We start from the raw sequence: 23,367 nt of genomic DNA on the forward strand, positions 1-23,367 counted from the left end.
CCACAATCTCGTGTATTTTTGCGCCGGATTTTAACCAGCGCATAGCCCCGAAATCGGAATCGATATTCGGAAAGCATTATGCGCCAATTCAAGTGATAAAGCGTCCTTAGCGCGTCCTGCTGGATATGGCGGCGCTCCAGGACAAAATTCGAACGGACGACGGCATGCGGGCATTTTGGGCTTCCCTGGACAGGCGCTGGCGCCGGAGCAGCGCCGGCATGCCGCCTTTGCGCTGGCAGGCCTGCCTCTTCATCACGCTCAATGCCGTCATCCTCTCCATGCTGCTCTTCGATGCGCCGATTGGCGCCAGCGAAGTTCCTGCACCGGTGAAGCAGCTCGGCCAGATGCTGACCGGTTTCGGCGATTCCGCCTGGCTCATCTACACCAGCATCCTGTTGTTCTTTCAGGGGCGGGCGGGTTACAAGCTTGTCAAGTCGGCGCGCTCCAAGGCGCAGGCGCTCTATGTCAGCTGGATCGGCGCCTATCTGTTCATCACGGTCGTCTTCTCGGGGCTTCTCGCCAATCTGCTGAAACGCACGATCGGCAGGGCACGTCCCGATCATTTCCACGATTACGGCATGTTTTCCTTCACGCCCTTTTCAGGCCATGCCGCTTTCGAAAGTTTTCCATCCGGCCATTCCACAACGGTCGGCGCTTTCTTCGCCGCATTCGCGCTGCTGTTTCCGCGCTACCGCGTCGCCTTTATCGCCTGCGCCATCTGGCTCGGCATGACACGCGTCATGGTCGGCGCCCATTATCCGAGCGATGTCATCGCCGGCCTTGCCTTCGGCGCCTGGTTCTCGCTGCTGACGGCGATCGTCTTCGCCCGCTGTGGTCTGCTCTTCACACTGGCGCCGGATGGCTGGCCGATCGCCAAGTGCCTGTTCCCTGACACGAAAAAACCCGGCGCCTTGTGAGCGCCGGGCCCTTTCTCAAGCGGAACGCGGCTCAGCCAACCGCTCAATCCATTGCGTGGATATCCCTGTTCTTCGTTTCTGGCAGGAAGATCAGGCCGATCACCAGCGTGATCGTCGCAAAGACGATCGGGTACCAGAGACCGTAATAGATATCGCCTGCGGCAGCGCTCATCGCGAAGGCCGTCGCCGGCAGCAGGCCGCCGAACCAGCCGTTGCCGATGTGATAGGGCAGCGACATGCCGGTGTAGCGGATGCGGGTCGGGAAGAGCTCGACCAGAAGTGCGGCGATCGGCCCGTAGACCATCGTCACATAGAGGACGAGGATGAACAGGATGGCGATCGTGCCGATCCAGTTGACGCGGGCGGGATCGGCGACCATGGCGAAAGTGCCGCCATTGGCGATGTTGTAGACCGCCATGTCGGTGACGCCATTGGCCTCATCCGCCGTCAGCAGCTTGGTCTCGACCAGCTTGGCGGCCGGCACGGTTTCCTTCGTACCGGCGCGCACGGCATCGGCATTGAGCGACAGTTCCGGATTGGCGGCAATGAAGGCGTCGAGCTTGGCATCCGCCACCTTGGCGGCGCCGCGGTTCAGCGGATAGCCGGCATCGTGAAGCGCGATGTTGACGCCCTTTTCGAAGGCGGCGGTCATGCCCTTGGCCTTGTCGCCGGCAGCGACGACGTCGAAGCTCGGGATCGTCGCGTTGCCAACCTTCACCGTTGCCGGCTGTCCGGCAGGGCCGGGCACGACGTCATAAGGCACCGAATTCCTCGTCAGGAATGCCGTCGCCACGTCGCAGGAACTGGTGAACTTCGCCGTGCCGGTCGGGTTGAACTGGAACCGGCAATCCGCCGGATCAGCCGTGACCGTTGCCCGGATCGAAGCCTGCGCTTCGGCAAGCGCCGGATTGGCCGTCCAGGTCATCGCCTTGAACAGCGGATTATACGTCACCGCCGCGATGAGAAGGCCTGCCATGATGATCGGCTTGCGGCCGATCTTGTCGGAGAGGCCGCCGAAGATGACGAAGAATGGCGTGCCGAGGAGAAGTGCGATCGCGACCATGACATTGGCCGAGAACAGGTCCACCTTCAGCACGTTCTGCAGGAAGAACAGCGCATAGAATTGGCCGCCGTACCAGACGACCGCCTGGCCCATTGTGGCGCCGAGAAGCGCGATGATCGCGATCTTGGCATTTTTCCATGTCCCGAAGGCTTCGGTCAGCGGCGCCTTGGAGCCCTTGCCTTCCGCCTTCATGCGCTGGAACGCCGGCGATTCGTTCATCTTCAGGCGGATCCAGACGGAGATGCCGAGCAGGACGACCGACACCAGGAACGGAATGCGCCAGCCCCAGGCGGCGAACTCAGCCGCACCCATCAGATATTGAACCAGGACGATGACGATCAGCGACAGGAACAGGCCGAGCGTCGCCGTCGTCTGGATCCATGAGGTGAAATAGCCGCGGCGCCCGTTCGGCGCATGTTCGGCGACATAGGTTGCCGCACCGCCATATTCACCGCCAAGCGCCAAGCCCTGCAGCAGACGCAACGCGATCAGGATGATCGGGGCTGCGATGCCGATGGTGGCCGCGCCCGGCAGGATGCCGACGAGGAAGGTCGACAGACCCATGATCATGATCGTCATCAGGAAGGTATACTTGCGGCCGACGAGATCGCCGAGACGGCCGAACACCAGCGCGCCAAAGGGGCGCACCAGGAAGCCGGCAGCAAAGGCGAGCAGCGTGAAGATGTTGCGCGTGGCCTCGGGATACTGGGTGAAATAGGTCGCGCCGATATAGGTGGCGAGCGAACCGTAGAGATAGAAATCATACCATTCGAAAACGGTGCCGAGCGAAGAGGCGAAGATGACCTTCTTCTCCTCGCCGGTCATCGGACCGGCCTTCGCGCCGTCGATGCTTGCGACATTTGCCATTGTCTGTCCTCCACAGAGTGATGAGCAACGCGCGCGACCTACTCTCCTCAAAGCAGACCCCTGGCCGCGACACGCCTGACGGGAGTGTGCCAGAAACGGCAGATCAAAAAGAGAGATGCTTTGGGATTATGACTTTAGTCTAATGATGCCGGGCAGTGTCATGCAGATCCGGCCCTCCGCCGCCGGAGGTTGGATCCGTTACGCTCTCAGCGCCTGCGCCGGCGATTGGCGATAGGCAAGCACTGCCGGCAAAGCGGCGAGGACCGTGGCAAAGGCAAGCAGAACCGCCGCAAGCCCGGCATCTTCACGGGCGAAGACGACCGGCATGGTGATCCCGCTCGTCTCGGAGAACATGTCGGACAAGAGGAGGGCCGCAGCATAACCGAGGGCGAATCCGAGCCCAATGCCGACTGCCACCAGGAAGAAGAATTCCAGCCAGACAATGCCGAAAATCGCCCCACGCGGCGCGCCGAAGGCCCTCAGCGCGCCGATCTGGCGGCGGCGCTGGCCGATATGGATGACAGTGACCAGCACCAGCGAGGCCGCGACGAGAGCTTGCGCTCCGGAGGCGACCGCGACGAGGATCTGCTTGGCGTCGCCGAGCGTGGCGTAGAGATTGGTCAACACCTCGCCGGGAAAAACGGCGACGGTATTGCCGCTGCGATATTCCTGCCGCAGCTTGTAGGCATCGGCGATCGTCTTCGGCTTGACGAGAATGGCGGGAAGGCCGGGAGCGTCGGCAGTCCAGCTCTCGTCGAGTGCGGCATCCGGGTCAAGCTTGCCGTGATGCTCATGTCCATCGTGATGCTCGCCGGCTTCCTCATGCTCATGGCCATGTTCGGCCGTACCCGTGCCGGACGCCGCTTCATGCTCGTGCTCGCTCTCGGCCCCTTCCTCCGCATGTTCCTCCGCCGCCAGGCCATGGATATGCCAGACGGCCTGGATCGGAACGAGAATAGCCCGGTCCCAGGCGGTCCCGGTCGGCCGCAGGCGGCCGGCGATATGATAGACGAGTTCGATGTGGGTCTCGCCGCCCTCTTCCGGCAAACCGTGCATCGGCTTGATCTCGCCGCCGAGCGACAGTTTGACGGCGGAGCCGATCACCGCCTCGCCCTCGCGCGCAAAAATCTTGCCCTCGATCAAGCCGCCGGACAGGTTTTGCGCCAGCATGGTCGTCGTGCCGACGATCGGATAGCCGGAGAAGGAATCCCCGAAGCCGATCGGAGCGGCCCAGTCGACACGCGGATCCGCGGCAAGCTTGCCCAGCACCTCGCCCCGCATGAGCGGTAAAGGCGAGGGCTGCAGGAAGACGGAAGACAGCACCAGCTGCGTCTCGCTGCCGCCTGCGCCGATGACGAGATCGAACTTGTCGGCGGCGCGCGCGCTGCCGAGGCGAAGCGCCCGTTCCTGCAGCACGACGGAAACGCCAAGCGCGGTCGCAAGCGCCACCAAAAGCACCACCACCAGCGACCCCGCCCAGAGGCGACGAAGATCGGAAAGGATGAAGCGGATCATGCAGCCTCTCCCGCCGTTGCCGTGGAATCTTCGCTGATCCGGCCGGAGCCGAAGGTGATGCAACGGTCGAGGCGGCTGGCCAGGCGCTGATCGTGTGAAACGACGATCAGCGTACTGCCTTCGGCAATGGCAAGATCGAGAATGAGATCGCCGACAGCCTCGCCGCTTTCGGCATCGAGGCTTGCGGTCGGTTCGTCGGCGATGATGACGCCGGGCTTGCGCAGCAGCGCCCGGCCGATCGCCACCCGCTGCATCTCGCCGCGCGACATGGTTTCGATCTTCTGGCCGGGGCGGGAAAGACCAACCGTGCTCAAAAGCGCATGCGCCCGCTCGATGATATCTGCCGTGGCGGCGCCGGCAAACCGCGCCGGCAGAAGCACGTTTTCCAGCGCCGAAAGGCCGGGAAAGAGATGAAACTCCTGCATCACCAGGCCGATATTGGCGGCACGGAACCGGTCGCGCCGGCTTTCTGAAAAACCCGCGATATCCTCGCCGTTCCAGCGGATGCGGCCTTGCCGTGTCCGCTCCAGCCCGGCAACGATATTGACGAAGGTGCTCTTGCCGGAGCCGGACGCCCCTGTAATGGCGACCCTGCTGCCGGCAGCGATCGACAGGTGGCCGATCGCCAGCGCCGGCGAGGACAGGCCAGGAAAGACAACGGAAAGGTTTTCGATATTGAGAGCGAGCATATCGGTTCAGACGGCGGAATATTCGGCCTGGCGGATGCGCAGCAGGCTGACGAAGCCGGTGTCCGGATCCGTCCACGAACCATGTTCCAGCATGCCGCGCACTTCGATGGTCTGGCGCGGCTGCACGAAGGTTTGTTTCTCCAAGAGATAGACGACGACGATATTGTCCGGCCAGTCCGTATCCGAGGAGCAGAAGGGGCAGAGCGACATCGGCACTTCGGTGAGCACGAAGAACTGGGCTTCGGCTTTCAAGGGCGGCGCCATGAAACCTTTCATGCTGACATCTTTGCCGGCAAGGCGCTTCACCTTGTCGGAGAATTCGAGGCCGAGCACGCCGAACTTGCCGTAGAGCTCAGCGAAGCTGATTGAGGAATCCGCAGCAAAACTCGGGCGAACCACAGCCGCGAAAGCCAGCGTACCGATGGCGCCGATCAGGCCGCGGCGGCTGAGATGCCGCGAACGGAGTTTTTCCATGGCGATCTCCAAGAATGAAGTCCCGGCCGTTAGCATCGGCCCGAAAATCGGAACGATTTTCGGAAAGCACGATGCTAGCTTCAAAGTGTTACAGCGTCCTTTTGCGCGTCTGAAAGACGCGCGGCGCTGTAATCGGCCGGGACCATGATCGATGAAAGAGGCAAGGCCGGCAAGCGACCTTGCTGAACGGGCTTCAGATCAATTCGTCTGCTTGGCGCCGAGCGCGAAGGTGTCGGCGAGCACGCGATAGACGTCGCTCTGTTCCATGTAGCCATGGAAACCTTCAGCGCCCGGACCGGCCGACTGCAGGACGACGTCGTCAGCGGCGTGCACGCCGGAGTCGCCGCTCTTCGGAATATTGCCCTGGACGAAGACGGCGCCCGGAACATCCTTATACTGCTCGTTGGCGACATATTCCTTCTTTTCGTTCTGGACAGCCGGAACGAACGGACCGTCGAGCTTCGGACGGAAGGTCTCGTAGTGATCGGGGCCGTTATTGGCACTCAGGAACAGCCGGCGGCTGACGTCGATCCTGTCGGGATAGCCGTCGCCGTTTTCATCCTTGTAGTTCGGGAAGCCGGCCTCGGCATAGATCCCGACCTTTTCGCGCATTTCCGTGCCGGGCTTGTCATCATCGACGGTGCCGATGATCGATACACCATGCGCATGGTCGCCGGTGACGACGATCAGAGTGTCCGGATGGGCCTTCTGGAATTCGCGGGCAACGCCGATGGCCTGGTCGAATTCGATGGTTTCCACGACGGCGCGGTCCCAATCGAGCGGATGGGACATCTTGTCGATCGAGGAACCTTCGACCATCAGGAAGAAACCATCAGGATTCTTGGAGAGGCGGTCGAGCGCAACCTTGGTCATGGCGACGAGACCCGGCTGGTTCGGGAACTTGTCGACGGTGCCCTTCTTCAGGAACTCGCGATCGAGCGTCACGTCCATATTGCCGGTGTGGAAGAGACCGAGCAGATTGCCTTCCGCCGATGCATTGGCTGCGAGCTCGTTCTTGTCGGTCGCAAGCTTGTAGCCGGCATCCTGAAACAGCTTGATGTAGTCCTGGTTGTCCTTACGCTTGGAACCGGCGACCTCCTTGCCGAGGAAATAGGCCGAGCCGCCACCAAGCAGGATTTCGGGCTTGACGTCGAGCAGCATGCCGACCACATCGGCCTTGTCGTTGCGGTTGCGGGTATGGGCAACGACCGCAGCCGGCGTAGCGTCCTCGACCTCGGCCGTTGCAACGATGCCGATCGACTTCTTGGTCAGGCGGCGGACGGCTTCTGCGAAGGTTTCGACACGCGGGTCATCGAGTGAGGCCGGCGTACGGTCCGCGTAGACGCCGATCGCGTTGACTGCCGTCTTGTGGCCCGTCATGTAGGCCGACATTGTATTGGCCGAGTCCGTATCGACGGCGTTGGTCGCCGACGTGCCGATAAAGGCCATGCGCTCGAGATCGTCCATGTTCAAGCGGCCATTCGCCTTCCCTTCAGTCATGCCCTTGGACATGATGCGGGCAGCGGTGCGATGCGCAACGGAAAGCCCGTCGCCCAGCAGGAAGATGATGTTCTTGGCCTTCGGCTGGGCTACGGTTTCGTAAACGTTCCAGGTGACGGACTTCGTCTCGTCTCCGGCAGCAACTTCGACCTTGTAGTCGCCCGGCGCGGAAATCTTCAGGCCGCGCAGCAGGAGAGCAGAGCCGAGAGCCTTGTCATCCTTGCCTTTTTCCAACTCGACGAACTGCGCTTCGCCCCCGAGCACGGTCTTGTAATCCTGGCCGTTGACGGTGATCTTCACGTCTTCGGGCTTGACCTGCTTGTTGAGCTCGATCTTGAAATCGAATGGCGAACCGACGAGGATCGTCGCGCGATCGAGCGGATAGACCGTTGTCGCCTGAGCGGCGCCCGCAAGGATGGTGGTGGCCGCAAAGGCGGCAAGAAGCGTACGCATGGAAAACCCCCGTTTTCGTGCAGACATTGATAACCGGGCCGGGATACCTCCCAAGGATGACAGCGGCATGACAAAACGTCGCAGCGCTGCGGCCGCCGCCTTTGCCTGCCGGCTCGGAGTGCAAAAACCTTGACTCCTGTGGAAAACCTTCTAAGAGCAACAGCGGAAAAGGAATCTCCATGGTTCGCGACGAACACGCCATTGCCGAATGCAATGACCGGGCACGAGTTGCCGGGGTGGACATTGCCGTTCCGGTTTCCGCCAAAACCAAGGCCAAAACGACGACGAAAACCGTCTGACGTCTCTGGCCTGCCGCTCTCTCCCCGGCTCGGCTGGGGACAGGAAGACGCGATCCGTCGCGCCTTTCCCCTCACCGAACAAGAGGAGAGAAGAGAAAGAGAGCTTGAGAAATGGGTTTCAAAGTAGCAGTTGCGGGAGCGACCGGAAATGTCGGCCGGGAGATGCTCAACATCCTCTCCGAGCGCGGCTTCCCCGCCGATGAGGTCGTGGCACTCGCCTCCTCGCGTTCGCAGGGCACCGAGGTTTCCTACGGTGACCGGACGCTGAAGGTCTCCAATCTGGAGAATTACGATTTCTCCGATACCGACATCTGCCTGATGTCGGCCGGCGGCGAGGTCTCCAAGAAGTTCTCGCCGAAGATCGGCCAGCAGGGCTGCATCGTCATCGACAATTCGTCGGCTTGGCGTTACGACGCCGACGTGCCGCTGATCGTGCCGGAAGTGAACCCGGATGCCATCAGCCAGTTCACCAAGCGCAACATCATCGCCAATCCGAATTGCTCGACCGCCCAGCTGGTGGTGGCGCTGAAGCCGCTGCATGACTTCGCCAAGATCAAGCGCGTCGTCATCTCGACCTATCAGTCGGTCTCCGGCGCCGGCAAGGACGGCATGGACGAACTCTTCAACCAGACGCGCGCCGTCTTCGTCGCCGATCCGATCGAGAACAAGAAGTTCACCAAGCGCATCGCCTTCAACGTCATTCCGCACATCGACGTCTTCATGGAGGACGGCTACACCAAGGAAGAGTGGAAGGTGCTGGCCGAGACGAAGAAGATGCTCGATCCGAAGATCAAGGTGACCTGCACGGCAGTGCGCGTGCCGGTTTTCATCGGCCATTCGGAATCGGTCAATATCGAATTCGAAAACGAGATCACGGCCGACCAGGCTCGCGACATCCTGCGCGATGCACCGGGCTGCCTCGTTATCGACAAGCGCGAGAACGGCGGCTACATCACGCCATATGAATCCGCCGGCGAAGATGCGACCTACATCTCACGCATCCGTGAGGATGCGACGGTCGAAAATGGCCTCAACATCTGGGTGGTCTCCGACAATCTGCGCAAGGGCGCAGCGTTGAACGCCATCCAGATCGCCGAGCTGCTCGTCAATCGCGGTCTTGTCAAGCCGCGCAAGCAGGCCGCCTGATACCATTTGTAAACCATAATAGGGTAAAGCCCTGCCGATGAAGGCGGGGCTTTTTGCCGGGCCGTAAGCGCCTCTATTCATAAGCGCTTACTAAAAGGTGATCGTGACAAGATCGCTTTCGGCTGGCATTCTGCCCGGCGTCAAGCCAGGGCGTGCCGCCCGAAACCGTTGAGTGGTTTTGGGAAAACGGCATGCACAGACCGAAGATTTAGGGCGCGTCGCATGGTTCCGATCGGCCGCGGCGCGCTTCAGCAGACTGGAGCGGGGTTTCTCATGCGCATGACAACATTCCTTCTGGCAGCGTTTACGGCAGCCGGCGTTCTTCACGCGCTGCCGGCAGCGGCCCAGGGCGCCCAATGCGGCAACAATAGCAGCGGTTTCAATGCATGGGTCGCCGACTTCAAGCAGGAAGCAGCGGCAAACGGCGTCAACCGCTCGGTCCTCGACCGCGCCTTCGCCAACGTCAATTACAACAAACCGACGATTGCCGCCGACCGTGGCCAGAAGAGCTTCAAACTGTCCTTCGACGCTTTCATGCAGAAGCGCGGCGGTGCCGCCATCATCTCCCGCGGCCGCAGCATGAAGACTGCCAACCAGGCGCTTTTTGCTTCGATCGAGCGCCGTTTCGGCGTTCCGGCTGGCCCACTGATCGCAATCTGGGGCATGGAAACCGGTTTTGGCAGCTATATGGGCAACCAGCATACGCTGTCGGCTGTTTCGACCCTTGCCTATGACTGCCGCCGTTCGGAATATTTCACCGACCAGCTCTATGCCGCGCTCCAGCTCGTTTCCGAAGGTTATCTGAGCCCGCAGGCCAAGGGTGCTGCCCATGGTGAAATCGGCCAGACGCAGTTCCTGCCGCGCAATGTCGTGCGCTTCGGTGCCGATGGCGACGGCGACGGCCGCGTCGACATGGTCGGTTCCCGGGCCGATGCGCTGGCCTCGACGGCGAATTTCCTCAAGGGTCACGGTTGGCGCCCCGGCGCCGGCTATCAGCCCGGAGAGCCGAATTTCGTTGCCATCCAGGGCTGGAACGCCGCCACCGTCTACCAGCAGGCGATCGCCTATATCGGCCAGCAGATCGACGGCAGATAATGCATGTCGCCCGGAAGCGTGCAGCGGTTCCGGGACAACGACATGCATAAAACAAAAGGACTTTAAGTCTTTATCGACACCGATAGCCGGAAACGCCGCTGCGATATGCGGCGTTTTTCATTTGCGGGAATCAAAACCGCCGCCGGACGCCGTCTTGCGTCGCTCCTCCGGGGCCGAAGCCTGCACGATCGGTCCCGAAACCACGCAGTTGCGGCCGGAGGCCTTGGCGGCGTAGAGCGCCAGGTCGGCGCGTTTGACCAGATCCTCGAAGTTCCTGTTGGAGACTTCATTTGCCCGGCCGGCGCATCCGAAACTCGCCGTTACCTTGAGAATTTCGCCGCTCGGCAAGGGGATTTCTGCCGCCTCGATCGCCAGCCGCACACGCTCGGCAACGATTACGGCATCGTCGGGCGTCGAATCCGGCAGAAGCGCCAGGAACTCCTCGCCGCCATGGCGCACCAGCAGATCGAAGGAACGGAAATTCTCGCGCGCAACGCCCGCGACCTGCCGGAGCACGGCATCGCCGGCGTCATGGCCGTGAACATCGTTGGTCCTCTTGAAATGATCGAGGTCGAAGAGCACGACGGAGATCCAGCGCGACCCGTGCTCGGCTTGTGTGAGAAGCGCCGATGCGGCGACCTCGAAGCCGCGCCTGTTGTACAGGCCGGTCAGAAGGTCTGTCTGGGCGGCATTGCGCAACTCGCCCACCAGCGTCTCGCGATCCCGCGTCAGACGGTCGATCAGGCGCAGGCCCCTTGCCGCCAGCACCATCACCAACGTGGCGAGAATGAGCAGGCCGGCGCACAGCGCCAGAATCCGCGTCAGATGTATGTGCGCGCGTCTCGAAAGGCTCTCGCCGGTCTCGTGAATATCTTTTGCGGCCTCGACCATCTTCTGCTGCAGGAAGGTCATGCGTTCGCTCTGCGCGGCGGCCCAGACGTCGCGCACGGCCCGCGTCGGCCGCGATCCGGCAAGGATGGCGTCGGTGATCGCATTCGCCTTCACCTGACTGCTGCGGCCGAGATAGGCGACGATCTCGCGCACGATCGGCGCCGCGGAATGAAAGACCATGTGGTCCATGCCCTCACCGAGCATGGTCTTGCCCTGTACGAACTGCTCCACCGGAAATCTGGCGGAAACGCCGCGATCGAGATAGCGGGTGCCGACGCCGGTAATCAGCCTTTCGCCGTAATACGTCAGCAGGATGCCCATCAGCTGGTTGGATTTCTCAAGCAGCATCGGATCGCTGATCAGTGGTGAAAGCGCATCGACGACGGCAAGCTGCTTGAGAGCCGCATACCAGTAGATGGAACCGGGATCGCTGCCGGCATAACGGCCCTGGTCGACGGCGCTGCGCGCGGCAATGATGCGGCTGTATGCAAGGCTGAGAACCGACAATTCGCCGACGAGGCCGTCGTCGAGCGTATCGCGGGAGGGCAGGCTGGCATAGAAAGCGCGGCGCTCGCGATCGAGCGTCACCCGGCTTCGTTGCATTTCGGCGGCAGTCGTGCTGCCGGGGTATGCGAGGTAGAGGCGGGTGGCGGCAATTTCACTCAGGATCTCCGTGGCGGCGATGGATCCGCCGCGGGCAAGCACATCGGCGAACTGCCGGTCCTTTTCGAGATCCCTGTATTGTTTGATTGAAGAGCGTATGACGACGACGCCTTCAATCAGCATGAAGACGAAGGGCAGCAGAATGGCGGCCAGGATAACCCGTTTGATGGTTTCGAACTTCATCGCCAATCGCCACGGTGATCAAAACGTCGGTCGTGAGCGACCAATTGACGGTGAGCTTAACAACAATCCTTAAAAAACTGATAAACCGGCGCGTCCTTAGATTTCGGGACGAATGAAGTCGCGTGTCTCGGCGTCCATGACCCAGAGTTCACCGGTCGAAATGTCGAACCAGGCGCCGTGGAGATGAAGTTTCCCCGCTTCCTCGAGCGCCTTGATGTCGGGAAAGCTTCTGAGATTGCTGATCGAATTGCGAATGGAGACGCGCTCCAGCGCCGTCTGCCGTTCGGCGGCCGTCATCACGTCGTTGCTCTGGATCTGCTCGGCGGCGGGTTTGACCAGCGACATCCAGCGACCGATGAAGTCACCCGGCGACAATGGCTCGGCGTTCGGATCGAGCGCAGCCCGAATGCCGCCGCAACGGCCATGGCCCATGACGACGATATCCGTGACCTTCAACACCTGCACGGCAAATTCGAGAGCGGCCGACGTCGAATGGAAATGGCCATCCGGCTCGTAGGGCGGCACCATGTTGGCGACGTTGCGGATGACGAAGAGCTCGCCCGGGCCGGCATCGAAGATCAGCTCCGGCGCCGCCCGCGAATCCGAACAGGCAACGACCAGCGTATGCGGACTCTGGCCATTTTCGGCCAGCTGCCGATACCTGTCGCGGGCGTCGGCATAACGCCCGTTCATAAAGTTGCGATAGCCGTCCAGAAGAGGTGTTGGAAAACGCTGCATGCTTCTGGATTAGCGCGCGCGGAAGACAAGATCAACTGCTGCACCGCAAAATGAGCGCATTGGCAGATGCGTCATTTTTTCCGCCGCTGCACCGGGTGCACGAGTCGGCGCATCTGCACCATGGCCATCGGCGTCGAAAGACTGGACGCATCGCTCGCCAGCATCAGTTCGTTGCTGCCGCGCTTGACGGCACGCGCGAGGACCTCGAAGACGCTGGCGGTGGCAAGCTGCAGCGCCTTCTCGTCCTCGAGCCCGGAAAGCAGGCGCGACAGGAAGACGGCGGCAAGCAGGTCGCCCAGACCATTCGGCGGATTGTCGACGACGCGGTGCTCGGCAAGAAGCGCATGACGGCCGGAAAGATAGAGATTGCCGGTGCCGCCCGCCATCATCGGCACGGCCGAAGTGACAAGCATGCGCGATGGTCCGAGCGCCAGCGCCGCCTCCATGATCGCGCCATTGTCTTCGAGCGCTGCCCCTGAAAGCCATGCAAGCTCATAGCGGTTCGGCGTCGCCAGCGAGGCGAGCGGAATAAGGTGGTCGCGAATGGCCTCCGCGGTTGCTTCCGGTACATAAAGGCCGCCGAGATCGCCCATGACGGGATCGCAGACATAGACGAGCTCGGGATTGTTTTGCCGGAGCGCATCGACCAGCCGGGCGACGGAGCGGACCTGAGCGGCGTTGCCGAAATAGCCGGAAAGCACCGCCTTGACTTCGCCGATCCAGGGCGCGCGGATGAGATCGTCGATCGCCGCGTCGAAATCCGTTTCCGCAAAAGTCAGCCTCGTCGAGCGGCCATGGCCAGGATGCCAGGGCAGCACGACGGTCGGCAGGGCCCAGACCGGGTGGCCAAGCGTCTCCAGCGCAAAGACGGCTGCCCGGTTTCCGACCGAGCCACGCACCACATGGCTGGAGATGACGATGACTGCACCCGCTGCATTTTCCGACATGATATCCAGATCCGAATGATGACCGCGTTTGATGATCTTTTTGACGCCACGCTGTCAACCATTGTTCATGCGGGCGTGGAATTGTGCGGCGGAACGAAAATCCTGAAGACGGAACTTTCTCTTTCATTTCGCCACGAAAGCGGAAAATTTCTTGGATTTTCTCGTTTCGAGCGCCAAAAAAGCGCCAAAACAATCCTTCGAACCTCTCTTTTAGAGATTTTTTCGAAGAATCTTCTGCTAGCTTGCAGAAAATCAGACCATTGAGGGAGGCGATCCATGGCTGCCAGAAACAATCCGAAACGGGAAAAGCAGATCGAAAGCGCGCGCAAGATCGCCAAGGCGACGGGCGAGGCGCATCTCGATCCGGAAATTCTCTTCGGCCGGGCAAGCAATGATGATCTCGAACTCTATACGCCTGAAATGCTGGCACTCTCTGCCGTACACTCGGCAAAGGAACTCGCCGCCTGGAGCGGCAAGGCGCCGCGCGTCAGCATCGACACCATTGCCGACGTGACGCCGGATGGCATCGCCGTCTCGGTGCTTTCAGTCACCGACCGGAACATGCCTTTTCTGTTTGAATCGGTCATGGGTGAAGTGACAAGCAGCTATCGCGACCTGTTCATGGCCGTGCATCCCATCCTGGTCATGGAAAAGGGCAAGGCGCCTGCGCTCTATTCCGCCGATCACCCGAGCGACCCGACCAATCGCGTCAGCCATATCCAGCTTCATATTGCGCCGCTCAATTCCACCCAGACCGCCGATCTCGTCAAACGCATCGAAACCGTGCTCGAACAGGTGCGCCTGTCGGTGTCCGACTGGAAGCCGATGCTTTCCAAGGTCGACGGCGTGATCGCCGAGCTTTCGGCCAATGGCACCGGCCGCAAGAAGGCCGATCGCGACGAAGCCGTCGCCTTCCTGACCTGGCTGCGCGACGAGAATTTCACTTTCCTCGGCATGCGTGAATATGTCTATTCCGGCAAGGGGAGCGATGCCAGGGTCGAACGCGACAAGGGCGCAGGCCTCGGCATCCTCTCCAACCCCGATGTTCTCGTGTTGCGCACCGGCAAGGACGCAGTGACGACCACGCCTGAGATTCTTGCCTTCCTCGACGGCCCCGACTTCCTGATCGTCACCAAGGCGAATGTGAAATCGATCGTCCATCGCCGGGCCTATATGGATTATGTCGGCGTCAAGCGCTTCGACGCGCAAGGCAAGGTCACCGGCGAACTGCGTATCGTCGGCCTTTTCACCTCGACGGCCTATACGTCGCTGGCCTCGGAAATCCCGCTGCTGCGTTCGAAGGTCGAGAAGGTGAAGGAGCATTTCGGCTTCGACCCGATGAGCCATTCCGGCCGGATGCTCGACAATACGCTGGAATCCTATCCGCGCGACGATCTCTTCCAGATCGACACGACGCTGCTTGCAAGTTTTGCCGAACAAATCAACGACCTGGCCGATCGGCCGCGCGTGCGCGTCCTGCCGCGCATCGACCATTTCGATCGCTTCGTCTCGGTGATCGTCTACGTCCCGCGCGAGGAATATGACTCGATCGTTCGTGAGCGGATCGGCACCTATCTGAAGACCGTCTATGACGGCCGTGTCTCCGCCTATTACCCGGCTTTCCCGGAAGGCGGCGTGGCGCGCGTACATTTCATCATCGGCCGCTCCGGCGGCAAGACGCCACGCATTCCGCAGGCAAAGCTCGAGCAGATGATCCGTGAGATCACCGCCCGCTGGGACGACCGTTTCGAGGCACTGGCCGGAGCCAAGGCGCCGAAGATATCGGTCGACCAGGCCTTCCAGGATTCCTTCACCCCGGAGGAAACCGTGGCCGACCTTGCCGATATCGGCGCCTGCGCCGCAGGCGAGCCGCTTCGCATCCAGTTCTACCATCGTCAGGAAGAGCAGGGCCGCACCCTTTCCTTGAAGATCTTCCACGCCGGCGGCCAGCTGGCGCTGTCGCGCCGCGTGCCGCTTCTCGAGAACCTCGGCTTCAATGTCGTCAGCGAACGTACCTTCGACATCGGAGTGCCGGCCGCCGATGCAGAAACGAAACTCGTCGTGCTGCACGACATGGAGCTCGAAACCCGCAATGGCGGCGAAATCGATCTGGCGCGTTACGGCGCCGCCCTCGAGGAAGCCTTCGTAGCCGCCTTCGCCGGCACGATCGACAATGACAGCTTCAACCGGCTGATCATTTCGGCCGGGCTTTCGGCGCGCGAGACCAACGTGCTGCGCGCCTATGCGCGTTATCTCCGCCAGGCCGGCATCGCCTATTCGCAGGACTATATCGCAACGACGCTCGACAAATATCCTGTCGTCGCCGCCGCCATCTTTCGTCTCTTCCATGACACGCTCGACACCCGGCTGTCGGAGAAGGTCCGCGTGAAGAAACTTGCCGAACTGCACCAGGCGATCGAGGCAGAGCTCGCCGACGTGCCGAGCCTTGACGACGACCGTATCCTGCGCCGCTACGTCAATATCGTCGATGCGACGCTGCGCACCAATTATTTCCAGAAGAACCCCGACGGCTCGCCGAAACCGATGCTGGCCTTCAAGCTCGATCCGCACCTGGTCGACGGGCTGCCGGAACCGAAACCCTTCCGCGAGATGTTCGTCTACGGCGTCGAAGTCGAAGGTGTGCACCTGCGCTTCGGCAAGGTGGCGCGCGGCGGCCTGCGCTGGTCGGATCGCGCCGAGGATTACCGCACCGAAGTGCTCGGCCTCGTCAAGGCGCAGCAGGTGAAGAACGCGGTCATCGTGCCGGTCGGCGCCAAGGGCGGCTTCTATCCGAAGAAGCTCCCGGTCGGCGGCAGCCGCGACGAGATCTTCAATACCGGCCGCGAGGCTTACAAGACCTATATCCGCACGCTGCTTTCGATCACCGACAATATATCGGGCGCCGATATCGTGCCGCCGAAGGATACGGTCAGGCTCGACGGTGACGACCCCTATTTCGTCGTCGCCGCCGACAAGGGCACCGCGACCTTCTCCGACACCGCCAATGCATTGGCGCAGGAAGCCGGCTTCTGGTTGGACGACGCCTTCGCTTCCGGCGGCTCGGCCGGTTATGACCACAAGAAGATGGGCATCACCGCCCGCGGCGCCTGGGAAACCGTGAAACGCCATTTCCGCGAAATGGACATCGATATCCAGACGACACCTTTTACCGTCGCCGGCGTCGGCGACATGTCGGGCGACGTCTTCGGCAACGGCATGCTGCTGTCTCCAAAGATCCGGCTCATTGCCGCCTTCGATCATCGCGACATCATCATCGATCCCGATCCCGACATGGAAAAGGCGCTGGCCGAACGTCAGCGGCTCTTCGACCTGCCGCGTTCGAGTTGGCAGGATTTCGACAAGAGCAAGCTCTCGAAGGGGGCAATGATCATTTCTCGCTCGGCGAAATCGGTCACACTGACGCCGGAAGCGGTTGCTGCAATCGGCATCGACAAGGCCGTGGCCACGCCCTTCGAAATCATCACGGCGATCCTGAAGAGTGAGGTCGACCTGCTCTGGTTCGGCGGCATCGGCACCTATGTGAAAGCGCCTTCCGAAACCGACACCGAAGTCGGCGACCGCGCCAACGACCCAATCCGCATCACCGCGGTTGAGGTGCGCGCCAAGGTGATCGGCGAGGGCGCAAACCTCGGCGTTACCCAGAAGGGCCGCATCGCCTATGGTCTGAAGGGTGGACGCTGCAATTCCGACGCCATCGACAACTCGGCCGGCGTCAACACCTCGGACGTTGAGGTCAACATCAAGATCGCGCTGGCCGCCGCCATGCATGACGGACGCCTGACGCGGGCAAAACGCGACCAGCTTCTTTCCTCGATGACCGGCGAAGTGGCGGCCCTGGTGCTGCGCAACAATTACCTGCAGTCGCTGGCGATCTCGCTGACAGAACGCAAGGGCACGGCAAATGGCCTGGAACTTGCGCGCTTCATGACGGTTCTCGAAGGCGCCAAGCAGCTGAATCGCAAGGTCGAGACGCTGCCGGATGACCAGACCCTCGCCGAACGCTATGCTGCCGGCAAGCCGCTGACGCGGCCGGAAATCGGCGTGCTGCTGTCTTATGCCAAGATCGTGCTCTTCGATGCGCTGGCCGCAAGCGATCTGCCGGATGATCCCTATTTCACCGCGACGCTTTCGAATTATTTCCCCGTCAAGATGCAGAAGACGAATGCCGGCGATATCGCCAGCCATCGCCTGAAGCGCGAAATCGTCGCGACGGTGCTTGCCAATGAAGCGATCAACCGCGGCGGGCCGAGCTTCACCGTCGCCATGATGGACGCGACGGCGGCCTCGGCGCCGGAAGTGGTGCGCGCCGCGATCGTTGCCCGCGACGGGTTCGACCTGACCCGGCTCTGGTCCGAAACGGACGCTCTCGACGGCAAGATATCAGGTGAGATGCAGAACCGCATCTACGAGGAAATCAGCCATAGCTTTATCGTGTTGACGCGCCTGCTCTTGAAGACCGGCATGACCAAGGCCGATATGGCGGAGGTGATTAGCCGGCTGCAGGCGGCCCTGAAGAAGCTGAGGCCTGCCTTCGCCGAACAGGCGGCCGGCGATACCGCCGCCCGCCAGGCAGAGTACGGCCACGCAGGCGTGCCCGAAAAACTCGCGGCCGAGATTGCCAACCTCCAAAGCTTCGCGCTGGTGCCGGAGATCATGCAGATTGCCGAACGCACCGGCGAGCCCCTGGTGCGCGCCGCTGAAAACTACTTCGCGGTGTCGCAGACCTTCCGTATCGCTAGGCTGCTGGCGGCCGGCGGACGGATCCTCACCTCCGACCATTACGAGAATCTGGCGCTCGCCCGCAGCATCGACCAGATCGCCAGCGCCAGACGCGACATCGTCATCTCGGCTCTTTCCGATCACGGCAAGGAAAAGCTTCCGGTTCAGGCCTGGCATGCGCAGGATCGCATCCGCATCAACCGTATCCTCGAAGAGCTTTCGAGCCTCAGCGACGGCGGCGATCCCAACCTTGCGCGTATTACCGTTGCCGCAGGTATCCTGACCGATCTTGCGCGCGACCGGGCGAGGTGAGACAGTCCGCGAAAAAAGGAGCGGATGTTGAATCGCATTGACTGGACAGGAACGCAACCGCCGAAGGCCACGGAGAAGGGCATATGGGGGTGGATGTTCTTCGATTGGGCAGCGCAGCCCTTCTTTACCGTGGTCACAACCTTTATCTTCGGGCCCTATTTCGTTTCCCGCCTGACCGATGACCCGGTTTCCGCGCAGACGACGTGGAGCAACATGGCGACGATCTCCTCGGTGATCATCGCCCTGCTCTCACCCGTTCTCGGCTCGATCGCCGACCAGTCCGGCGCACGCAAACCCTGGATCGGCTTCTTCGCCGTCATCAAGATCGCCAGCCTTTCCTGCCTGTGGTTTGCCGCCCCGGGTTCACCAGTCCTCTATCCCGTCATTTTCATGATCCTCGCCTCGATCTCGGCGGAGTTTTCGATCGTCTTCAACGATTCGATGATGCCGCGCCTGGTCGCCAGGCACGAGGTCGGAAAACTCTCCAACACCGCCTGGGGGCTCGGTTATCTCGGCGGCATGATCGTGCTCATTGCCGTCGTGACGCTTTTGGCGGCAAGCCCCGAGAGCGGCAAGACCATCCTCGGCCTCGATCCGCTATTCGGTCTCGATCCCAAGACCGGCCAGGATGCACGCATCACCGGGCCGATCTCGGCCGTCTGGTACCTGATCTTCATCCTGCCGATGTTCTTGTTCACACCCGATGTCGGCAAGGGTCTTCCCTTCGGCACCGCCGTCCGCTCCGGCTTGCGGGAGCTCAGAAACACGCTAGCCGAACTTAAGGAGCGCCGCGGCATCCTGACATTCCTCGTTGCCCGGATGATCTATCAGGACGGCGTCAACGGCCTGCTGATCCTCGGTGGAATCTTTGCGGCCGGCATGTTCGGCTGGGCGACAATCGAGATCGGCATCTACGGCATCATCCTGAATGTCGTCGCGATCTTCGGCTGCCTGATCGCCGGCCGCATCGACAAGGGCGTCGGTTCGAAGGTGACCGTCGTCATCAGCCTGACCATGCTGCTTCTCGCCACCATCGGCATCATCTCGACAGGACCGGGTTACACGCTGTTCGGACTGATGCCGCTGCCGATGGCCGATTCCGGTGGCCTCTTCGGGACCGCGGCGGAAAAGGCTTATATCCTCTATGGTCTGCTGATCGGGCTCGCCTTCGGGCCGGTGCAGGCCTCGTCGCGCTCCTATCTCGCCCGCAGCGTCAGCCCCGAGGAGGCCGGCCGCTATTTCGGCATTTATGCGCTTTCGGGGCGCGCCACGAGTTTCATGGCGACGCTGCTCTTCTCGCTGGTGACCTATATCAGCGGATCACCGCGGCTCGGAATGGCAACGCTGATCCTGTTTCTCGCCGGCGGACTGGTGCTCTTGATCCGCACGCCCTATCCGGCCGATCGGGCATAGGAACGGGCCCGATCAAGCCGGAGATGAGCGCGTGGCCGCGCCCGATCCTTATTCAATGGCGGAAATGGCGCATGCCGGTGAACACCATCGCGATGCCGTGTTCGTTGGCGGCATCGATGACTTCCTGGTCGCGCATCGAGCCGCCCGGCTGGATAACCGCGGTCGCCCCTGCGGCGATCATCGACAGAAGACCGTCAGCAAAAGGCAGGAAGGCTTCGGAGGCGACTGCCGAACCATGGGTCATCGGCACGGCAAGGCCGAGCGCCTTGGCGGCCTCCTCGGCCTTCAAAGCGGCGATGCGGGCCGAATCGACGCGGCTCATCTGGCCGGCGCCGATACCGGCTGTCTGGCCGTCCTTGGCATAGACCACGGCATTCGATTTCACATGTTTGCCGACCTTGAAGGCAAACTTCATGTCATCAAGTTCCCGTGCCGTCGGCGCGCGCCTGGTGACGACCTTGAGTTCCAGATCTTCGACCATGCCGTTGTCCCGGCTCTGGACCAGCAGGCCGCCGGAAACGGTCTTTGCCGTCAGGCCTGCGGCACGCGGATCGGGCAGGCCTCCGGCCGACAGCAGCCGCAGATTCGGTTTGCGGGCGACGATCGCCTTCGCCTCCTCCGTCACATCCGGCGCGATGATCACTTCGGTGAAGAGCTTGACGATCTCTTCGGCCGTTTCGGCGTCCAGCGTCCGGTTGAGGGCAATGATGCCGCCGAAGGCGGAAACGGAATCGCAGGCGAGCGCCCGCTGATAGGCTTCGACCAGGCTCGATCCGGTGGCAACACCGCAGGGATTGGCATGCTTGATGATGGCGCAGGCCGGCGCTGTCTCAGGCAGGAACTCGGCGACGAGCTCGTAGGCGGCATCCGTATCGTTGATGTTGTTGTAGGAGAGCTGCTTGCCCTGGAGAAGGGTGGCCGTAGAAACACCCGGGCGCTTCTCGCCGGTGACATAGAAGGCCGCCTTCTGATGCGGGTTTTCGCCGTAGCGCATCTCTTCCTTCAGCGCACCGCCGATGACCCGGTGGTGCGGCGTGTCGATCGACAGCGCCTCGGCGAACCAGTTGGAAATCATCGCATCATAGGCGGCGGTGCGGGCATAGGCCTTGGCGGCCATGCGCTGGCGGAAGGCATAGCCAGTCTTGCCGTCATCTGCGGAAACCTGCTCCGTGAGTTCGGCATAATCGGCCGGATCGGTCAGAATCGTCACATAGGCATGGTTCTTGGCCGATGCGCGGATCATCGCCGGACCGCCGATATCGATATTCTCGACAGTCGTCGGATAGTCGCCGCCGGCGGCGCGCACCTCCTCGAAGGGGTAGAGATTGATGACGGCGAGGTCGATGCTCTCGATACCGTGCGTTTTCATCGCCTCCTGGTGTTCGCTGTCGTCGCGGATCGCCAGCAGACCGCCATGCACCGTCGGATGCAGCGTCTTGACGCGCCCGTCCATGATCTCCGGAAACCCGGTGATTTCGGAGACATCGGTGACGGCGAGACCGGCAGCAGTGATCGCTTTATAGGTGCCACCGGTCGAAAGCAGGCGGACGCCCCTGGCAGACAGGGCGCGGGCGAGCTCGACGATCCCGGTCTTGTCGAAGACGGAAATGAGTGCGGTCTTGATTTCGACCTTGTCGGGGGCGGGGATCTTCTTGGAAATGACGGCCATGAAACCTTCTCCGTTCGGGCTTCGGGAGATATCCGCGAGGGATGCTCGCATGCTGGCGTCGCGTTAGCACAGCTTTGCCGCCGCGCAAACAGGCGTCGGCACATGATCTAGCCCTTGCGGGACAGGAACCAGCGGATTTCCGTCTTCTCGGCAAGATCGAAATCGATCTCGATCTGGTCCGAACCGCAGATGCCGGAGCTGTCGGCGAAAAAAATGTCCTCGGTGATCAGCACTTCATTGCCGGGTGCCGAAAACAGCCAGCTCTCACCGTCCGGCGCCGTCAACAGCACAGACTCGCCGTCACTCTGATGCAGGACGATCGCGGGATGGATATGAAAACGGGCGACAGCATTCAGGGGCTCGTCACTCTCATATCCTTCGCGGACGACGAGCCGGTCGCGGCCTGTCACGATCGAGCCCGCGGCATTGAGGGTCAGTTCACGCTCGTGCAGCACCCCGAACACCCTGAGATAACCGTCATGGCTGAGCTTGATGCCGTCGCGTCCATCCTCCGTTTCGGCGCGCTCGACGGTGACTGTCTTGACCGGTTCGATGATCGCGTGATTGAGGAAGGGCGAGGGCGAAAAACGGCTGGACGAGGTGTCGTTGATGATGACGGTCGAATGCGCCGCAGTCGTGCGCGCCATCTGGACATAGCGGTGCCCGGCAAATTTCGGCGAGCCGGAATTGACGATGAAGCGATGGCGGCCGGACGACATCTCGAAGGAGAGGCTGCCGGCATGCGCGGTCCGCCGCCCGCCTGCCGAAGGCGGCGTGCCGGTATCGGCAATGATCACCGTCTTCCCGCCGGAAAGCCGCTGATAGCGCGAATGCGGCAAAGCTTTGAACGGCTGACCGGCGGTCTCGTCATATCGCAGCACCGACATCAGCTCGTTTGCGAGCGTCGAGGTCGCTCCGTTGAAGAGCGCCAGGTCGCCGTCCTGATGGCGAAAGAACCGCAATGCCGGATACATGCGGTCGATGCCGGAGATCAGCTTCTGCGGCAGGTCATGACCGAGATTGACATAGGTCTGCCTGAGCGGCAGCAGATCAAGCAGCAATTCCAGCCCGACACGTGGATTGCGCGAGATATGGCCGCCATCCGACAGAATCTGGCTATCGAACTCGCGGTCGAGCGCCTGCGCCGCCCTTCTGAGCGTGGAGGCGCGCGCCGGCATGGCAACGGAGGCCATGGCGAGCGCAATACGCAGCCGAAACAGCTCCAGGCCGCCGAGGGTGAACGGCGCCATGCGGTGCAGGAACCTCACCTGGAACGCCAGCGACTTCATGAAGCGGCGATAGAAGCCGCGATCGGCGTTCTGCAGCACCACCGGTGAATGCGACAGCCAGGCAATGACGCGCTGGGCGGTGACGTCGGTCTCCCAGGCGACCCCCTCCATCCGGCCGGCATGGATGGAAAGCCAGCTGTCGACGATCGCGCGGGCGGCAGCCGAGCTGCGCTCCGTCTTGTTCGCCCGCATATGCCGCAACCAGCCGAAGCTATGAAGACGGATCGCGAAGGGGCGCGAGGGCAGGGTGAAGGTGAAGGGCGACTTTCCGTTGGTTTCCAGCATCCGCCCGGCCAGGAGAAAACGTCCGTTGAGGATCTCGTCGGCCACATGCGGATCGATGCTGCGCAGATCGGTCGGCGCGACGATCAGACGCTCGGGCACCTTGATCGAATGGCGAAAGAGCTTCAGGCGCAGCAACGCGACGCGGCGCAAGGCGCGCCGCCAAGCCTCCCGAACATACATGCTCGCAAAACGCCGACCAAACTGCATATTCTATTGTCT

At 61.8% G+C, this 23,367-nt stretch carries 17 protein-coding genes; 7 read left to right on the forward strand and 10 right to left on the reverse strand.

Features of this window, described 5'->3' with window-relative positions:
- The first annotated feature begins 164 nt into the window (after positions 1 to 164).
- A complete protein-coding gene (gene lpxE / locus FHX10_RS24005; protein WP_176707330.1) occupies positions 165 to 917 on the forward strand; it encodes a lipid A 1-phosphatase LpxE in 753 nt (250 codons plus the stop codon).
- Between the two features lie 43 nt (positions 918 to 960).
- On the opposite strand, the gene FHX10_RS24010 is transcribed toward lpxE, so the two are convergent.
- From FHX10_RS24010 to FHX10_RS24030, 5 genes are all read right to left on the reverse strand, one after another.
- Complete coding sequence (locus FHX10_RS24010) at positions 961 to 2,847, reverse strand: MFS transporter (RefSeq protein ID WP_063473866.1); 1,887 nt, start codon at positions 2,845 to 2,847, stop codon at positions 961 to 963.
- 198 nt (positions 2,848 to 3,045) lie between these two features.
- Positions 3,046 to 4,362, reverse strand: coding sequence for an ABC transporter permease (locus tag FHX10_RS24015; RefSeq protein WP_063473867.1), 1,317 nt, complete (start codon positions 4,360 to 4,362; stop codon positions 3,046 to 3,048).
- On the reverse strand, positions 4,359 to 5,051 hold the full coding sequence (locus FHX10_RS24020) for an ABC transporter ATP-binding protein (protein ID WP_063473868.1): 693 nt from the start codon (positions 5,049 to 5,051) through the stop codon (positions 4,359 to 4,361). The genes FHX10_RS24015 and FHX10_RS24020 overlap by 4 nt, the downstream gene beginning before the upstream one ends.
- Before the next feature lie 6 nt (positions 5,052 to 5,057).
- On the reverse strand, positions 5,058 to 5,525 hold the full coding sequence (locus tag FHX10_RS24025; protein WP_047616073.1) for a hypothetical protein: 468 nt from the start codon (positions 5,523 to 5,525) through the stop codon (positions 5,058 to 5,060).
- 198 nt (positions 5,526 to 5,723) lie between these two features.
- Positions 5,724 to 7,478, reverse strand: a complete 1,755-nt coding sequence (locus tag FHX10_RS24030; RefSeq protein WP_063473869.1) for an alkaline phosphatase — start codon at positions 7,476 to 7,478, stop codon at positions 5,724 to 5,726.
- Positions 7,479 to 7,564: 86 nt separating this feature from the next.
- Between FHX10_RS24030 and FHX10_RS35620 the strand changes: the two genes are divergently transcribed.
- From FHX10_RS35620 to FHX10_RS24045, 3 genes are all read left to right on the forward strand, one after another.
- On the forward strand, positions 7,565 to 7,777 hold the full coding sequence (locus FHX10_RS35620) for a hypothetical protein (RefSeq protein WP_028759181.1): 213 nt from the start codon (positions 7,565 to 7,567) through the stop codon (positions 7,775 to 7,777).
- Between the two features lie 111 nt (positions 7,778 to 7,888).
- Positions 7,889 to 8,923, forward strand: a complete 1,035-nt coding sequence (locus FHX10_RS24040; protein WP_047615853.1) for an aspartate-semialdehyde dehydrogenase — start codon at positions 7,889 to 7,891, stop codon at positions 8,921 to 8,923.
- Positions 8,924 to 9,196: 273 nt separating this feature from the next.
- Positions 9,197 to 10,018, forward strand: coding sequence for a lytic transglycosylase domain-containing protein (locus FHX10_RS24045; protein WP_047616076.1), 822 nt, complete (start codon positions 9,197 to 9,199; stop codon positions 10,016 to 10,018).
- Between the two features lie 117 nt (positions 10,019 to 10,135).
- On the opposite strand, the gene FHX10_RS24050 is transcribed toward FHX10_RS24045, so the two are convergent.
- From FHX10_RS24050 to pdxY, 3 genes are all read right to left on the reverse strand, one after another.
- Entirely contained in the window at positions 10,136 to 11,755 is a 1,620-nt protein-coding gene (locus tag FHX10_RS24050) for a GGDEF domain-containing protein (RefSeq protein ID WP_048338413.1), read from the reverse strand.
- A 96-nt stretch (positions 11,756 to 11,851) separates the two neighbouring features.
- Complete coding sequence (locus FHX10_RS24055) at positions 11,852 to 12,493, reverse strand: carbonic anhydrase (protein WP_047615856.1); 642 nt, start codon at positions 12,491 to 12,493, stop codon at positions 11,852 to 11,854.
- 71 nt (positions 12,494 to 12,564) lie between these two features.
- A complete protein-coding gene (gene pdxY, locus FHX10_RS24060) occupies positions 12,565 to 13,440 on the reverse strand; it encodes a pyridoxal kinase PdxY (RefSeq protein ID WP_063473870.1) in 876 nt (291 codons plus the stop codon).
- 18 nt (positions 13,441 to 13,458) lie between these two features.
- Here pdxY and FHX10_RS24065 point away from each other — a divergent pair, with 18 nt between their 5' ends.
- Genes FHX10_RS24065 through FHX10_RS24075 form a run of 3 tightly spaced genes read left to right on the forward strand, consistent with a single transcriptional unit; the run spans position 13,459 to position 19,905 of the window.
- A complete protein-coding gene (locus FHX10_RS24065; RefSeq protein WP_176707331.1) occupies positions 13,459 to 13,704 on the forward strand; it encodes a hypothetical protein in 246 nt (81 codons plus the stop codon).
- 12 nt (positions 13,705 to 13,716) lie between these two features.
- Positions 13,717 to 18,492: an NAD-glutamate dehydrogenase gene (locus tag FHX10_RS24070; protein ID WP_047615860.1), complete on the forward strand. Its 4,776-nt coding sequence runs from the start codon at positions 13,717 to 13,719 to the stop codon at positions 18,490 to 18,492.
- A 24-nt stretch (positions 18,493 to 18,516) separates the two neighbouring features.
- Positions 18,517 to 19,905: an MFS transporter gene (locus FHX10_RS24075; RefSeq protein ID WP_052213387.1), complete on the forward strand. Its 1,389-nt coding sequence runs from the start codon at positions 18,517 to 18,519 to the stop codon at positions 19,903 to 19,905.
- A 52-nt stretch (positions 19,906 to 19,957) separates the two neighbouring features.
- Here FHX10_RS24075 and purH read toward each other — a convergent pair whose 3' ends face one another.
- Together purH and FHX10_RS24085 are read right to left on the reverse strand one after the other, a co-directional pair.
- Positions 19,958 to 21,574 carry a bifunctional phosphoribosylaminoimidazolecarboxamide formyltransferase/IMP cyclohydrolase gene (purH, locus tag FHX10_RS24080; protein ID WP_063473871.1) on the reverse strand — a complete coding sequence of 539 codons (1,617 nt, stop codon included), beginning with the start codon at positions 21,572 to 21,574 and terminating at the stop codon, positions 19,958 to 19,960.
- Between the two features lie 107 nt (positions 21,575 to 21,681).
- Complete coding sequence (locus FHX10_RS24085) at positions 21,682 to 23,355, reverse strand: heparinase II/III family protein (protein ID WP_063473872.1); 1,674 nt, start codon at positions 23,353 to 23,355, stop codon at positions 21,682 to 21,684.
- Positions 23,356 to 23,367 lie beyond the last annotated feature (12 nt).

This window comes from Rhizobium sp. BK591, assembly GCF_014195045.1.
GTDB classification, from domain to species: domain Bacteria; phylum Pseudomonadota; class Alphaproteobacteria; order Rhizobiales; family Rhizobiaceae; genus Rhizobium; species Rhizobium anhuiense.

Coding starts and splice junctions, on each gene's coding strand:
- FHX10_RS24050 (WP_048338413.1), bottom strand. CDS start 11,755: ATGAAGTTCGAAACCATCAAACGGGTTATCCTGGCCGCCATTCTGCTG.
- FHX10_RS24055 (WP_047615856.1), bottom strand. CDS start 12,493: ATGCAGCGTTTTCCAACACCTCTTCTGGACGGCTATCGCAACTTTATG.
- FHX10_RS24065 (WP_176707331.1), top strand. CDS start 13,459: ATGACCGCGTTTGATGATCTTTTTGACGCCACGCTGTCAACCATTGTT.
- FHX10_RS24070 (WP_047615860.1), top strand. CDS start 13,717: ATGGCTGCCAGAAACAATCCGAAACGGGAAAAGCAGATCGAAAGCGCG.
- FHX10_RS24020 (WP_063473868.1), bottom strand. CDS start 5,051: ATGCTCGCTCTCAATATCGAAAACCTTTCCGTTGTCTTTCCTGGCCTG.
- FHX10_RS24030 (WP_063473869.1), bottom strand. CDS start 7,478: ATGCGTACGCTTCTTGCCGCCTTTGCGGCCACCACCATCCTTGCGGGC.
- purH (WP_063473871.1), bottom strand. CDS start 21,574: ATGGCCGTCATTTCCAAGAAGATCCCCGCCCCCGACAAGGTCGAAATC.
- lpxE (WP_176707330.1), top strand. CDS start 165: ATGCGGGCATTTTGGGCTTCCCTGGACAGGCGCTGGCGCCGGAGCAGC.
- FHX10_RS24025 (WP_047616073.1), bottom strand. CDS start 5,525: ATGGAAAAACTCCGTTCGCGGCATCTCAGCCGCCGCGGCCTGATCGGC.
- FHX10_RS24085 (WP_063473872.1), bottom strand. CDS start 23,355: ATGCAGTTTGGTCGGCGTTTTGCGAGCATGTATGTTCGGGAGGCTTGG.
- FHX10_RS24045 (WP_047616076.1), top strand. CDS start 9,197: ATGCGCATGACAACATTCCTTCTGGCAGCGTTTACGGCAGCCGGCGTT.
- FHX10_RS24010 (WP_063473866.1), bottom strand. CDS start 2,847: ATGGCAAATGTCGCAAGCATCGACGGCGCGAAGGCCGGTCCGATGACC.
- FHX10_RS24015 (WP_063473867.1), bottom strand. CDS start 4,362: ATGATCCGCTTCATCCTTTCCGATCTTCGTCGCCTCTGGGCGGGGTCG.
- FHX10_RS24075 (WP_052213387.1), top strand. CDS start 18,517: ATGTTGAATCGCATTGACTGGACAGGAACGCAACCGCCGAAGGCCACG.
- FHX10_RS24040 (WP_047615853.1), top strand. CDS start 7,889: ATGGGTTTCAAAGTAGCAGTTGCGGGAGCGACCGGAAATGTCGGCCGG.
- pdxY (WP_063473870.1), bottom strand. CDS start 13,440: ATGTCGGAAAATGCAGCGGGTGCAGTCATCGTCATCTCCAGCCATGTG.